Origin of the sequence: Shewanella sp. NIFS-20-20 (assembly GCF_019209865.1) — a bacterium.
Lineage (GTDB): Bacteria > Pseudomonadota > Gammaproteobacteria > Enterobacterales > Shewanellaceae > Shewanella.
In genome coordinates this window covers 1-13,493 of record NZ_JAHUTT010000035.1, presented here as the reverse complement: position 1 = coordinate 13,493, position 13,493 = coordinate 1, and the positions used below count along the sequence as shown (strand labels likewise).

The following is a 13,493-nucleotide window of genomic DNA, read 5'->3' as shown; positions in this document are numbered from 1 at the left end:
TTATCCTCTCCAGAGGCACTTCCCTGATTTGGCCACTAGGTCAAGTCGAGACTCATGAATACTCATAACATCGGCATTGGCTCGAATAACTTTAAGCGCATTACGGTTTTGTGCCAAACGCATCACATCCCCTCGTTCTTGCCCCGCCTCTTCACTCGATAATTCCAGTTTTGTTTGTCCACCGGTCATCGCCAGATAAACATCGGCAAGAATTTCAGCATCGAGTAACGCGCCGTGTAAATCACGACGACTGTTATCTATATGATAACGTTTACATAATGCATCAAGGTTATTTTTTTGGCCTGGGTGTAAAAACTTAGCGATATCTAAAGAATCAAGTACACCGCAGATCTCGGCCAGTTGCGGACCTTGCGGGTTCAACATCCCCAATTCATGATCTAAGAAGCTAATATCAAAGGGAGCGTTGTGGGCAACAATTTCAGCGCCATCGACAAAATCTAGAAAACTTTGCGCAATTTGCGCAAACGTCGGCTTATCTGCCACAAAAGCATCTGTAATGCCGTGAACACCGATAGCTTCGGCGTCAATTAATTGCTGAGGATTGATGTATTGATGGTAATGGCGCCCCGTGAGTTTACGATTGATCATTTCTACGCCACCAATCTCGATGACACGGTGACCTTTATAAATCGGACCACTGCCCTGATTCATACCCGTTGTTTCGGTATCGAGAATAATTTGGCGACTGGCGCTGGAGATAATATTCATAATAACTTGCAGCCTCTTACAAGGGATAGGGTTATAATCGAAAACAAGATTTCCCATAATAGCAAGCTGATGCCTCAACGAAAACTTGTTCATATTTTTACTGACGGTTCTTGCCTCGGTAACCCAGGGCCTGGTGGTTATGGTGTGGTGATGAAATTTAACCAACACCTCAAAGAACTGTCTCATGGCTTTCAATTAACCACCAATAACCGCATGGAGTTGCTGGCTCCCATCGTGGCACTCGAAGCGCTGAAAGAGCCTTGTACCATAGTACTGACCAGTGATAGCCAGTACATGCGCCAAGGGATCACCCAGTGGATCCACGGGTGGAAAGCCAAAGGCTGGAAAACCGCCAGCAAGGCGCCGGTCAAAAATGTCGACTTATGGCTGCGCCTTGATGCCGCGCGTCAACAACATGAAATCGATTGGCAATGGGTTAAAGGTCACGCCGGTCATCCTGAAAACGAGCGTTGTGACTTGCTCGCTCGTCAAGCTGCCGAAGCGGCGCCTAGCGATATTGATGAGGGCTATCAGCCTTAATTCATTATCACGTTGAATAAGCGGCTCATGTCGCTTATTTAATGCCGCGAAATCTTTACAAACAAAAAAGCCCCAACTTTCGTTGAGGCTTTTTTGTCATCTAAAGATGGTACCCGAGGCCAGACTTGAACTGGCACGCTTATTCAGCGAGGGATTTTAAATCCCTTGTGTCTACCGATTCCACCACTCGGGCATTTTCGATTCAACGCATCAGCATTCAATCTAAAACAGTGTGGAGGCGCGACCCGGAGTCGAACCGAGATCGACGGATTTGCAATCCGCAGCATAGCCATTCTGCCATCGCGCCATAATGTGAACCAATCAAAGATTGGAGCGGCATATCGGGTTCGAACCGATGACCTATACCTTGGCAAGGTATCGCTCTACCAACTGAGCTAATGCCGCATTCACTTGTTAATCAGGAGCTTCCCCTTGACTACGAGACGCATTCTACCTGAATCCCCTCGCCAGTCAATCGCAAAAAGGCAATAAAATTATAAATTCGAATCAAGCGACTATTAAACCATCAAGGCGCTGTTTATTCCAACAAAAAAGGCGCTTTCGCGCCTTTTTTATCAAGATAATTAATTATCACCCAGTGGCAAGGATGGATATTGCAGACCTAACATCTTCTGCATAACCCCTACCACCTGGCAACTATAACCAAATTCATTGTCATACCAAACATATAAGGTGGCACGTTTTTCTTCAGCAATGGTCGCTTGCGAATCAAAAACACCGGCATATCGTGAACCCACGAGATCACTAGACACAATCTCAGTCGATTCGGTGTAATCAATTTGATTTTGTAAGCTCGAATGTAAGGCAACATGGCGAATATAGTCATTGATACTGTCTTTAGACACTTCACTCGCTAAGTTCAAACTTAATATCGCCATCGATACATTCGGGGTCGGTACACGGATGGCGTTACCCGTTAAACGACCTTTCAATACGGGCAAGGCTTTCGCCACGGCTTTTGCGGCACCGGTCTCAGTAATGACCATGTTTAATGGCGCACTGCGACCACGACGATCAGCACTGTGATAGTTATCAATCAGATTTTGATCGTTGGTATATGAATGAATGGTTTCAACATGACCATTTTCAATACCAAATTGATCATTGATAGCTTTCAACACCGGGGTAATGGCATTGGTAGTACAGCTCGCAGCTGACACTATCATATCGCTATCTAAAATATCTTGTTCATTGACACCAAATACGATGTTCTTAATGTCGCCCTTAGCAGGAGCCGTTAACAAGGCTTTTTCCACACCAGGACACGCTAAATGCTGACCAAGGCCGGCTTCATCTTTCCAAATACCGGTGTTATCAACCACCAATGCGCGCTCGATGCCGTATTTGGTGTAATCAACTTCACTAGGACCATTGGCATAAATAACTTGGATATAGGTACCATTGGCAATCAGCGCATTGTTTTCTTCATCGACTTCGACAGAACCGTTAAATGGACCATGTACCGAGTCACGACGGAGCAAACTTGCACGCTTCTCTAAATCACCTTTACGACCACCGCGCAGGACAATGGCACGCAGGCGCAGTAGGTTACTGCTACCACTGCGTTCAATCAGTAAGCGCGCCAATAAGCGGCCAATACGACCAAAACCATACAAGACCACATCTCTTGGCTCATTGTCACCGCTTTGGCTAATCACATCGTTTAACTCTGACGCCATGTAGGTTTGAAGTTCAGTCACATCACTATGATTACGCCAATATTTTACTGCCAGTTTGCCAATATCAACTTTACAGTGCTTCACATCCAGTTTGCTTAAGGCCTCGAGGAAAGGAAAGCTTTCACGTAAACGCAATTTATCGCCCACATGGCGGCGAACTAGACGATGCGCTTTAATAATGTCAATGGTAGAAGCACCTAATAAAGGACGGCCATAGACCACTACCTCGACCCCTTGGTTACGATAGAGTTTACCTAACAGGGGTTGCATGGCCTCAGCCAATTCAAAACGTTCTTGCCAGCTTTGTAGATGTTTATCAGCGCTCATTTACAGATCCTTTAATCTCACTTTTTCATCTTTCTTAACAGAAAGGCTTGAGTAACAAAAAGAAGAGACCAATACTTAATTAGTATGCATAGTGCATTTGGCTAGGGTACAGAGATGGTTAAATCGCTGATATAGCTCGTTGTTGGTCGGCGATAGTGTAATGAAATTAGCCTAAGCAATCCAGCACCATATTTTTGCTAAATATGTAATTTTACAAGTAAAAAACACCGAAAGGATGCGGGTTTGAAGCCATATTTTGTAATGTTTACACCAATCTTGACCTTAGTTTGCCTAAGTGCTTGTGATAGACCCGAAGGCCTGGCCAAATTGTGTAAGAATAATCCTCAAATTTGTCATGACTTACATCAAGATTCTTGGTGTAAGCTGGAAAGGCGCGTACTTATCGACCAACGATTGGCGTTAATCGAGCAGGTGTCGGTGGCGGGTGAACAACAATTTCAGTTGTTATTGGCGCTAGAGGGCTATAATCGCTGCCTTGAAATCTTCGCCAATGTCGAACACATCATGACACCTGAGCGCACTCAAGAGCGCACTAAGGCCTTTGTCGATAGCTCACAAACCCTTGCTGAATTACAAAGCACCACCCGAGACAATAGTGACCCCTACCTTAGCTATTATCATTGGTTGCGATTCGGCGATAAGGCTGCATTTGATCGTCTCGAACAACAATATCAGCAACGGGGCTTGCCAAATGCCATCTTGGTGGCTGCGCTCGGCGCATATTATGAGAAATTTGACCCAGCTCGTGCCACGACATTGTATTTAGCCGCCCTCGCCCAGTCGGAACCCCAAGATTTTAACCCTAGCTGGTTACTCGGATTAGCCAACAGCAATCAGCGCCTGAATAATCGCGAGGCAAACTATTTATTTATTCGTACCCACACGTATTTTAGTGAACTCGATGTCAATGAATCCCAATTACTAGCCATACTTGGCGATAACCCTATTGATATTAAGCGGTTAAATATGAAAGCGGCGCAGTTGGCCACCTTGCTCAACGATGGCGATTATCCCGCCAGTACGCTCAGACGTGAATTAGAAAGCCAAACCCCCGCCCCTTAAATGACTCCCTTCAATTTCCTTCCCAGCACGACGATACTTGTTGTTAGTCAACTTTTTGTAAAAAAATTACTTATATTGGTGAATTATCGCGACGAACACCGACAATTAGCTTGACCACCGCCCTCAATTTGGTAAGTTTACAACCAGATGTTTTTTCCAATCACCAGAGGGATATGAGATGACTATCCGCGTTGCAATTAACGGCTATGGCCGTATCGGCCGTAATGTCCTGCGTGCTTTATACGAAAGCGAAAAAGATTATCCAATTCAAATTGTTGCCATCAACGATCTTGGCGACGCTTCGATTAACGCCCACCTCACTAAGTATGACTCTGTTCATGGTCGCTTTAACGCTAAAGTGGAGCATGATGCCGAAGCCATTTATGTTAATCAGGATAAAATTCTGACATTCCAAGAGCGTGATCCGGCTAACTTACCTTGGGCCGAACTCAATGTGGATGTAGTCTTTGAATGTACCGGTATTTTCACTTCAAAAGAAGCGGTTCAACCTCACTTAAATGCCGGTGCAAAAAAAGTCATTATTTCTGCACCCGGTAAGAATGTGGATGCGACTGTGGTTTATGGTGTTAACCAAGACGTGTTGACCGCTGATATGACGGTTATTTCTAATGCCTCTTGTACCACTAACTGTTTAGCGCCTTTTGCTAAGCCGTTAAATGATGCCATTGGTATTGAGTCAGGCTTGATGACCACCATCCATGCTTACACTAACGATCAGCGTCTTTCGGATGTGTACCATACCGATTTGCGTCGTGCCCGTGCAGCCGCCATGTCAATGATCCCAACCCAAACTGGCGCGGCAGCAGCCGTTGGCCTCGTAGTGCCAGAATTGCAAGGTAAATTCGATGGTTTAGCCGTGCGCGTTCCTACCGTGAATGTGTCGTTAGTGGATCTGTCGTTTATCGCCTCGCGTGATACCACCATTGAAGAAGTCAATGCCATCGTCGAAAAAGCGGCAGCGCAATTCCCATTGTCAGAAGCCTTGGCTATCAACAAAGAACCCTTAGTGTCTATCGACTTCAACCATAATCCCTACTCTTCGAATTTCGATGCGACTCAAACCCGCGTTCGTGGTCGTTTAGTCAAGGTCATGGCTTGGTATGACAATGAATGGGGTTTCAGCAATCGTATGCTGGACAACGCCGTTGCTTTGATGAATGCCAAGTAATCCCAGTTGGCATCAATAATAAAAACCTGCTTCGGCAGGTTTTTTTGTCTCTGCTATCCACAAGTCAATAGCATGAGATCTCGTGGGAGTGACTGACTAATACTGCCTATCAATAGACTCATCGCCAGCCAAACTAAGCGGCCTGTAACGTCGGGGCCACCACTAAGTTGCGTTTAATTACCCTACAAAAATACCGCCAATTGGCGGTATTTTTATCTCGGTTAACTGAATTTATAGCCCAGCAAGCGCGCTTTTACATAAATCAGTGATCCGCTGCCAATCGCCAGCATCCATTGCATCGGTCGGGGCAATCCAGCTGCCACCGATACAATCAACATTGGCCAAGGCTAAATAGTCACGATAGCTACTCGGGGTGATCCCACCGGTTGGGCAAAAACGAATGTCGGCTAAGGGGCCGGCAAAGGCTTTTAAGGCATTAACACCGCCAGACGCTTCAGCGGGGAAGAACTTAAAATGGGTATAGCCCAAATCCATACCAACCATCACCTCTGAGATACTCGCAACCCCAGGGATCAGTGGAACAGTGCCTGCCATCGCGGCTTTGAGTAACGCCGGTGTTGCCCCAGGCGTGATAGCAAATTGTGCTCCCGCATCAACCGCTTGTTGTAATTGCTCTTCGGTTAAAATGGTGCCCGCACCAACTAAGGCTTCGGGGACTTCGGTAGCGATTTGGCGAATGGCTTCAAGCGAACACGCCGTGCGTAAAGTGACTTCAAGCACGCTAATTCCCCCCGCCACCAACGCTTTCGCTAACGGTACTGCGTGCTCAATATTATTAATGACCATCACAGGTACTATCGGGCTACGTGAAAAGACATCCTGTGGTTGTAAAGTCCAATTGTTGACTGGCATTGCTTTATTTCCTCTGGAATTAATACTTTTCGTCGATGGCTTGAGTACTTCTCGCACCGGTTTCTGGGCTGGATAACTGGCTTCTAAGGGCACCAAATAACTCACGCCCCATGCCAAAGCTAGCGTCACGTGTCGATGGCAACACCGTCTGGCGAGCGGTTAACTCGTCATTATCAACCAAGAGTGTCAATTCACCGCTATGGGCATCGACGCGGATCAAATCGCCGTTGTGAATTTTGCTAATCAGGCCGCCATCGAGTGCTTCAGGTGTCAGATGGATAGCGGCAGGGACTTTGCCTGAGGCACCAGACATACGGCCATCGGTTAATAAGGCGACGCGATAGCCCTGATCTTGGAGGGTACCTAAGATAGGTGTCAGTTTGTGTAACTCTGGCATCCCGTTCGCTTTCGGCCCTTGACCTCGAACTACCACAACACAATCTTTATTGAGTTCACCGGCTTGGAAGATAGCGTCCAATTGATTTTGATCGTCGATCACCACCGCAGGCGCTTCGACTACACGATGTTGAGGTGACACCGCCGACACTTTGATCACCGCTCGGCCGAGATTACCTTTCATCAGTTTTAAGCCACCATTCTCTTGAAATGGTTTGTCGATGCTGGTGATGACCTCAGGATCGATGGAAGTTTTAGGACCATCAACCCAAATTAATTCGCCATCAATGATCTTGGGTTCCATGGTGTAACGTTGCAAGCCAAACCCGGCCACCGTCATCACATCTTCATGGAGTAAACCGGCATCCAGCAGCTGTTGGATTAACAACGCCATACCACCGGCGGCATGGAAATGATTAATATCAGCCTGACCATTAGGATAAACTTTAGCCAGTAAAGGCACAGCATCGGACAATTCAGAGAAATCATCCCAATTGATAATGATGCCCGCGGCTCTAGCTGCGGCAACCATATGCATGGTGAGGTTAGTCGAGCCACCGGTCGCTAATAAAGCAACAATACCGTTAACAATCGACTTCTCACTCACGACTTGCCCTATCGGGGTATATTGAGTGCCCATTTCAGTCAGACGACAGACTTGGCGCGCCGCCGCTTTATTAAGTGCTTCGCGTAATGGATCATCGGGATTCACGAATGAAGAGCCAGGTAACTGTAAGCCCATCACTTCCAGCATTAACTGGTTAGAGTTGGCTGTTCCATAAAAAGTACAAGTCCCGGCACTATGATAACTCTTAGATTCGGCCTCTAACAGCGCATCACGAGAGACCTTACCTTGTGCAAATAATTGTCTAACACGGGCTTTTTCTTTATTAGGGATCCCAGAACGCATTGGTCCTGCCGGTACAAATAAAGTCGGTAAATGACCAAAGCTCAGTGCGCCGATTAATAATCCAGGCACAATTTTATCGCAAATGCCTAGTAATAAAGCGCCATCGAACATATTGTGAGACAAGCCCACCGCGGTCGCCATCGCAATGACTTCACGGCTGAGCAGGCTTAACTCCATGCCGGGTTGACCCTGGGTCACACCATCACACATGGCAGGAACCCCACCAGCCACCTGTGCCACACTGCCAATCTCATGACAAGCGGCCTTTAATAAGGCAGGGTAATCGGCGTACGGTTGATGAGCCGACAACATATCATTGTAAGCAGTAATGATGCCGATGTTGGCCTTAGTGAACTGCTGTAAACTGTTTTTGTCCGCTGGACTACAGGCGGCAAATCCATGAGCTAAATTACCGCAGCTTAAGCTTGAACGATGAACACCATTGGCTCTGGCCTCATCTAACGCCCGTAAATAAAGCTCACGACTTGTTCGACTACGGGCGATAATTCTATCGGTGACCGCGGTTACTACTGAGTGCATTCTTGCCTCCTTAAGCACTCCAGTAGACATCTACTGGAGTCTTGTGTTGTGCCAACACTGCGCGAATTGGCATGGCGTGAATATCGTCACCGCTGAGCGCTTGGCGATACACTGAAAGTTTGCTATCACCCACCAAATGTAAATAGATTTGGCGGCTGTGTAATATGGCAGAGCGCGAGAGGGTTATCCGCGCATGAGGCGCTGTCGTCGGGGTTACCGCGCAACATAGCTCTTGGGTATCCAATGCCCGTTGTAACTGATTTACATCCGCGCAAGGAAACCAAGAACAGGTATGGCCATCATTGCCCATCCCTAATATGACAACATCAAACGGCCGCGGAAAATGCGCCAGCGAACCGCTCACCATCGGCGCGCCTTCTTCGGGGGTCGCATACATATTCTTTAGGCCACAAAACTTAGCATTGGCGGCTAAGCCTTGGAGTAAATTGGCACGCACTAAGGCTTCATTTGAGTCTCTATCGTACAGCTCGACCCAGCGCTCATCGGCAAGAGTAATGTAGACATCACTCCAATCGATGGCTTTTTGACTAAGCAGTTGGAACAGTTTCAACGGCGTAGAGCCACCAGACACCACCAAACTTGCTCGACCACGACTATCCACCGCTTGTTGCAATTGATCAGCAATGCGTTCAGCTAATTGCACTTCAAGGTCAGTGGTTGAGTCAAACGATTTAAACACTGTTTCTGAGATCATGTCTGCCTCACTCGTCCCAAGACCGGCCGTCTTTGGTGATTAGTGCCACCGAGGCCACTGGGCCCCACGTACCTGCTGGATAGGATTTAGGTCGTTCATTGCTCATTTCCCAAGCTTGGATAATGCCATCGACCCATTTCCATGCTTGTTCAACCTCGTCACGTCGCACAAATAGCGCCTGATTGCCCAACATGGCTTCAAGTAATAAACGCTCGTAAGCATCGGCAATACGTTCGTTTTTAAAAGTATCGGTGAAGCTTAAGTCTAATTTAGTGGTTTGCAAGCGCGTTGATTGCTCAAGCCCAGGAACCTTATTCATCATCTGGATCTCAACCCCTTCATGGGGCTGCAACCGAATAGTGAGTTTATTCGGTGGCAGGTTGCGGCAGCTGGCGCGATACAAATTGTGGGGCGGATTTTTAAAATACACCACAATTTCAGAGCTCTTAAATGGCATGCGCTTGCCACTACGCAGGTAAAAAGGCACGCCAGCCCAACGCCAGTTATCAATATCGACACGTAAGGCCACGAAGCTTTCAGTGTTTGAGTGAATGTTGGCATCTTCTTCTTCAAGATAGCCTGGCACTGGTGAGCCTTTTAAGAATCCAGCCGTGTACTGACCACGCACGGTGTTTTCATATACATTATCGGCGTTGATGGGTCGCAATGACTTGAGCACTTTAACTTTTTCGTCACGAATAGAATCAGCATCCAAATTCACCGGCGGATCCATGGCGACTAATGTCAACACTTGTAATAAGTGGTTTTGGATCATATCCCGCATTTGACCCGCTTTATCAAAGTAGCCCCAGCGACCTTCAATGCCGACTTCTTCAGCCACAGTGATCTGGACATGGTCGATGGTGCGGTTATCCCACTTAGACGCAAATAAGGAGTTAGCAAAACGCAAGGCAATCAGGTTTTGTACGGTTTCCTTGCCTAAATAGTGATCAATGCGGTACACCTGATTTTCATTGAAGTAAGCCGACACTTGGTCATTAATGACTTTCGATGAGGCTAAATCTGAGCCAATGGGTTTTTCCAGCACGACTCGGGTATCAGGCTTGATCAGTTGTTGGTCATATAAGGCGCGACAGATATCGCCAAAAATTGCAGGAGGGGTAGCAAAGTAATTCACCATGACATGGTCGGGGTGAAGCAGTTGATGGAATGCTTGGTAACCGGCGGAATCTGTAAAATTAGTACCAATATAATGACAACGTTTAATAAAGCGTGCCAGCGTATCATCACACAAGCTATCTTTGACGAAGGTGGTCAACGCCGTATTGACCAATGCGATAAAGTCGTCGTGACTGAAATCGTCTTTAGCAACCCCAATAATCCGCGTGTTTGGATCTAATAGGTTAGCTTTATCGAGTTGATATAAAGACGGTAACAGCTTACGTCGAGCTAAATCACCTTTAGTACCAAACAGGACAAAGTCACAGGCTTTGGTGGATGTCGTTTTGCTCATTGCTACAAACTCTCCTTAAGTCACCGAGTTCCCTGATCAAACTGTGAGGAAACCCACTGTTTTGTTGTAATATAACAACAGAATTTAGTATTTGCACCAAGATTTTTTAAATATTCTAACACAGAGCAACTGGTCAGCCGTGATAGTTATCTGTTATGATTTTCTTTGCTAACTCCCTGAGTAAGCAAGCCCTTATCGGCGATTACAATGAATTGGCAAACTTGCTGTTCTGAAAGTAAAACAAATTATTTGTGCCAATTTTGATCGCCTTCAAAAAATAAAATTACATAAATGAAATTCAAGCGGATACAGGCTCATGAATACACTAGAAAAGGTTCAAAAAAACCTCAGTCATTTTAGCAAATCAGAACGTAAAGTCGCAGAAGTGATTCTCGCTTCTCCGCAAACCGCTATTCACTCCAGCATAGCAACCTTAGCTAAGATGGCCGATGTCAGTGAGCCCACAGTTAACCGTTTCTGTCGCCGTTTAGACACTAAAGGATTCCCTGACTTTAAACTTCATTTAGCGCAAAGCTTGGCTAATGGTACTCCTTATGTCAGCCGTCATGTAGAAGAAGATGATTCGCCCGAGTCTTACACCACAAAAATCTTCGAATCATCCATGGCCTCCTTAGATACCGCTCGTCAAAGCATTGATATTGCCGCCATCAATAAAGCGGTCGATATCTTAACCCAAGCCAAAAAGATTTCCTTCTTCGGTCTGGGGGCGTCAGCCTCGGTGGCACACGATGCCCAAAACAAATTTTTCCGATTTAATGTCCCCGTCTTGTGTTTTGATGATGTGTTAATGCAACGCATGAGCTGTATTAATAGTACCGAAGGCGATGTCGTGGTGTTAATTTCACACACAGGCCGCACACGCTCCTTAGTGGATATGGCCAAGTTAGCCCGTGAAAATGGCGCCGCCGTGATTGCCATTACTACCCGAAACTCGCCATTAGCCAATGAATGTACCCTGCCGGTGACCTTAGAAGTGCCAGAGGATACTGATATGTATCTGCCAATGGCCTCGCGCTTAGCCCAATTGGTCGTGGTCGATGTATTAGCCACCGGATTCACCTTACGTCGCGGCCCAAGATTCCGTGATAGCTTAAAGCGAGTGAAAGAAGCGCTGAAAGAATCTCGCATTCATATTGACCATCATCTATAAAGCATCACATTGAGATCATTACTGAAATTAAATGCCGCAAACACAGTTTGCGGTTTTTTTTGTAAGAAAGCTGATGGCGCAGCCAGTTAACGTTAGGCTTTCTTACCAAAGTGACTAAAATTAGTGCTATCTCACAAAATACAATTTTTTTAGTGGCATAATTTATATGTAATTTTACTACATTTAAGCCACTAGTCTGATACTATTGACTCAAGATGCTTTACCCGTTTCAGAAACCAACGGAGTGTATTATGTTCCGCAGAACTAAAATTGTGACTACCCTAGGCCCTGCGACCGATCGCGATGATAACCTACGTCGTATTATCGCCGCGGGGGCAAATGTTGTACGTATGAATTTTTCCCACGGTTCAGCTGAAGATCATCAGCTACGCGCTGATCAAGTGCGTGCCATTGCCCGTGAATTAGGTGTCCATGTTGCTATTCTTGGTGACTTACAAGGCCCTAAAATCCGAGTTTCTACCTTTAAAGACAATCAAAAAGTCTATTTACCGATTGGGCATAAGTTTGTACTGGATGCGGAACTAGCCAAAGGTTTGGGTGACGAGCATCAAGTCGGTATTGATTACAAAGCCCTTCCTGATGACGTCAACATTGGTGACATTTTAATGTTAGATGATGGCCGAGTTCAGCTATGTGTTGAGCAAGTCATAGGTCGCCAAGTTCATACTCGCGTAGTCGTTGCCGGTCCTTTATCAAACAATAAAGGGATCAACAAAAAAGGCGGCGGTTTGTCAGCCGCGGCATTAACCGAAAAAGACATTGCCGACATTAAAACCGCGGCACTCATCAAAGTCGATTACTTAGCGGTATCGTTCCCTCGCAGTGGTGCAGATTTAGATTATGCGCGCCGTTTAGCACAAGAAGCGGGCAGTAATGCCCTGATTGTTGCCAAGGTTGAACGTGCCGAAGCCGTGGCGACCGATGAAGCCATGGATGATGTGATTTTAGCCTCTGATGCCGTTATGGTGGCACGGGGTGACTTAGGGGTTGAAATTGGTGATGCGGCATTAGTCGCCGTCCAAAAGAAATTGATCAGCCGTTCACGTCAGCTCAATAAAATTGTGATCACTGCCACGCAAATGATGGAATCGATGATCACAAGTCCGATGCCAACCCGTGCTGAAGTCATGGATGTGGCCAACGCCGTACTCGATGGTACCGATGCCGTGATGTTATCGGCAGAAACTGCGGCGGGTGATTTTCCTGAAGAAACCGTCAAAGCCATGGCCAACGTCTGTTTAGGGGCTGAAGCGCATCCAAGCGTGAAAGTATCTAAGCATCGTTTAGATTCGCGCTTTACCTCAATCGAAGAAACCATCGCGTTATCTACCATGTACGCGGCCAACCATTTAGAAGGTGTAAAAGCGATTATCGCACTGACCGAGTCTGGTGCCACCCCCCTGCTCATGTCGCGGATCAGTTCTTCCTTGCCTATTTTTGGCTTGTCCCGTCATGAAACGACCTTAGCTAAAATGGCGCTGTATCGCGGTGTGCAACCCGTGTATTTTGATTCCACAACCACCACAGATGGTCAAGTGCACCGTGTCGCGTTAGAGCAACTAACCGCCGCAGGCTATTTAACCTCTGGTGATATGGTATTGCTGACTAAAGGCGATGCCATGGAAACCGTGGGTGGCACCAACACCTGTAAAGTGTTAATCGTTGCCTAATTTTGCCTCAATAAAAAACCCGCTAATTGCTAATGCCGTTCACTTAGTGTGAACGGCATTTTTCTTAGACTTAATGGGATACTTGTTTTTACTCATTTTTAACGCACGTGGATAGGCCCTATCCCGTTTCCCATCAAGCTTGAACTGTCTCGCAT

At 46.5% G+C, this 13,493-nt stretch carries 11 protein-coding genes and 3 tRNA genes; 5 read left to right on the top strand and 9 right to left on the bottom strand.

What is annotated here, in order from left to right; genetic code table 11:
- Entirely contained in the window at nt 1-729 is a 729-nt protein-coding gene (dnaQ, locus tag KU855_RS11855) for a DNA polymerase III subunit epsilon (protein WP_218530498.1), read from the bottom strand.
- Between the two features lie 69 nt (nt 730-798).
- Between dnaQ and rnhA the strand changes: the two genes are divergently transcribed.
- Nucleotides 799-1,269, top strand: a complete 471-nt coding sequence (rnhA, locus tag KU855_RS11850) for a ribonuclease HI (protein ID WP_218530497.1) — start codon at nt 799-801, stop codon at nt 1,267-1,269.
- A 107-nt stretch (nt 1,270-1,376) separates the two neighbouring features.
- Here the strand turns inward: rnhA and KU855_RS11845 are convergent.
- From KU855_RS11845 to KU855_RS11830, 4 genes are all read right to left on the bottom strand, one after another.
- Nucleotides 1,377-1,462, bottom strand: a tRNA-Leu gene (locus KU855_RS11845).
- 40 nt (nt 1,463-1,502) lie between these two features.
- Nucleotides 1,503-1,576: transfer RNA gene (locus KU855_RS11840), tRNA-Cys, on the bottom strand.
- Nucleotides 1,577-1,598: 22 nt separating this feature from the next.
- Nucleotides 1,599-1,674, bottom strand: a tRNA-Gly gene (locus tag KU855_RS11835).
- 179 nt (nt 1,675-1,853) lie between these two features.
- On the bottom strand, nt 1,854-3,296 hold the full coding sequence (locus tag KU855_RS11830; protein WP_218530496.1) for a glyceraldehyde-3-phosphate dehydrogenase: 1,443 nt from the start codon (nt 3,294-3,296) through the stop codon (nt 1,854-1,856).
- A gap of 243 nt (nt 3,297-3,539) precedes the next feature.
- Here KU855_RS11830 and KU855_RS11825 point away from each other — a divergent pair, with 243 nt between their 5' ends.
- Together KU855_RS11825 and gap are read left to right on the top strand one after the other, a co-directional pair.
- Entirely contained in the window at nt 3,540-4,379 is an 840-nt protein-coding gene (locus KU855_RS11825; RefSeq protein WP_218530495.1) for a DUF2989 domain-containing protein, read from the top strand.
- 178 nt (nt 4,380-4,557) lie between these two features.
- Complete coding sequence (gene gap, locus KU855_RS11820; RefSeq protein WP_218530494.1) at nt 4,558-5,568, top strand: type I glyceraldehyde-3-phosphate dehydrogenase; 1,011 nt, start codon at nt 4,558-4,560, stop codon at nt 5,566-5,568.
- Between the two features lie 231 nt (nt 5,569-5,799).
- Here gap and KU855_RS11815 read toward each other — a convergent pair whose 3' ends face one another.
- From KU855_RS11815 to zwf, 4 genes are read right to left on the bottom strand one after another with little or no spacing between them, the layout of a single operon-like run.
- Nucleotides 5,800-6,441, bottom strand: a complete 642-nt coding sequence (locus KU855_RS11815) for a bifunctional 4-hydroxy-2-oxoglutarate aldolase/2-dehydro-3-deoxy-phosphogluconate aldolase (RefSeq protein WP_218530493.1) — start codon at nt 6,439-6,441, stop codon at nt 5,800-5,802.
- Nucleotides 6,442-6,460: 19 nt separating this feature from the next.
- The gene (edd, locus tag KU855_RS11810; protein WP_218530492.1) at nt 6,461-8,287 is read right to left on the bottom strand and encodes a phosphogluconate dehydratase; all 1,827 of its coding nucleotides are present in this window, start codon (nt 8,285-8,287) and stop codon (nt 6,461-6,463) included.
- Between the two features lie 10 nt (nt 8,288-8,297).
- A complete protein-coding gene (gene pgl, locus KU855_RS11805) occupies nt 8,298-9,002 on the bottom strand; it encodes a 6-phosphogluconolactonase (RefSeq protein WP_218530491.1) in 705 nt (234 codons plus the stop codon).
- 7 nt (nt 9,003-9,009) lie between these two features.
- Complete coding sequence (gene zwf, locus KU855_RS11800; RefSeq protein WP_218530490.1) at nt 9,010-10,476, bottom strand: glucose-6-phosphate dehydrogenase; 1,467 nt, start codon at nt 10,474-10,476, stop codon at nt 9,010-9,012.
- A 316-nt stretch (nt 10,477-10,792) separates the two neighbouring features.
- Here zwf and KU855_RS11795 point away from each other — a divergent pair, with 316 nt between their 5' ends.
- The gene (locus KU855_RS11795) at nt 10,793-11,647 is read left to right on the top strand and encodes a MurR/RpiR family transcriptional regulator (protein ID WP_218530489.1); all 855 of its coding nucleotides are present in this window, start codon (nt 10,793-10,795) and stop codon (nt 11,645-11,647) included.
- A 251-nt stretch (nt 11,648-11,898) separates the two neighbouring features.
- Nucleotides 11,899-13,338: a pyruvate kinase gene (pyk, locus tag KU855_RS11790; RefSeq protein WP_218530488.1), complete on the top strand. Its 1,440-nt coding sequence runs from the start codon at nt 11,899-11,901 to the stop codon at nt 13,336-13,338.
- Nucleotides 13,339-13,493: the final 155 nt, after the last annotated feature.

Excerpts from the sequence above, each read along its gene's own strand:
- dnaQ (WP_218530498.1), bottom strand. The coding sequence starts at position 729 with ATGAATATTATCTCCAGCGCCAGTCGCCAAATTATTCTCGATACCGAA.
- rnhA (WP_218530497.1), top strand. The coding sequence starts at position 799 with ATGCCTCAACGAAAACTTGTTCATATTTTTACTGACGGTTCTTGCCTC.
- KU855_RS11830 (WP_218530496.1), bottom strand. The coding sequence starts at position 3,296 with ATGAGCGCTGATAAACATCTACAAAGCTGGCAAGAACGTTTTGAATTG.
- gap (WP_218530494.1), top strand. The coding sequence starts at position 4,558 with ATGACTATCCGCGTTGCAATTAACGGCTATGGCCGTATCGGCCGTAAT.
- KU855_RS11815 (WP_218530493.1), bottom strand. The coding sequence starts at position 6,441 with ATGCCAGTCAACAATTGGACTTTACAACCACAGGATGTCTTTTCACGT.
- edd (WP_218530492.1), bottom strand. The coding sequence starts at position 8,287 with ATGCACTCAGTAGTAACCGCGGTCACCGATAGAATTATCGCCCGTAGT.
- pgl (WP_218530491.1), bottom strand. The coding sequence starts at position 9,002 with ATGATCTCAGAAACAGTGTTTAAATCGTTTGACTCAACCACTGACCTT.
- zwf (WP_218530490.1), bottom strand. The coding sequence starts at position 10,476 with ATGAGCAAAACGACATCCACCAAAGCCTGTGACTTTGTCCTGTTTGGT.
- KU855_RS11795 (WP_218530489.1), top strand. The coding sequence starts at position 10,793 with ATGAATACACTAGAAAAGGTTCAAAAAAACCTCAGTCATTTTAGCAAA.
- pyk (WP_218530488.1), top strand. The coding sequence starts at position 11,899 with ATGTTCCGCAGAACTAAAATTGTGACTACCCTAGGCCCTGCGACCGAT.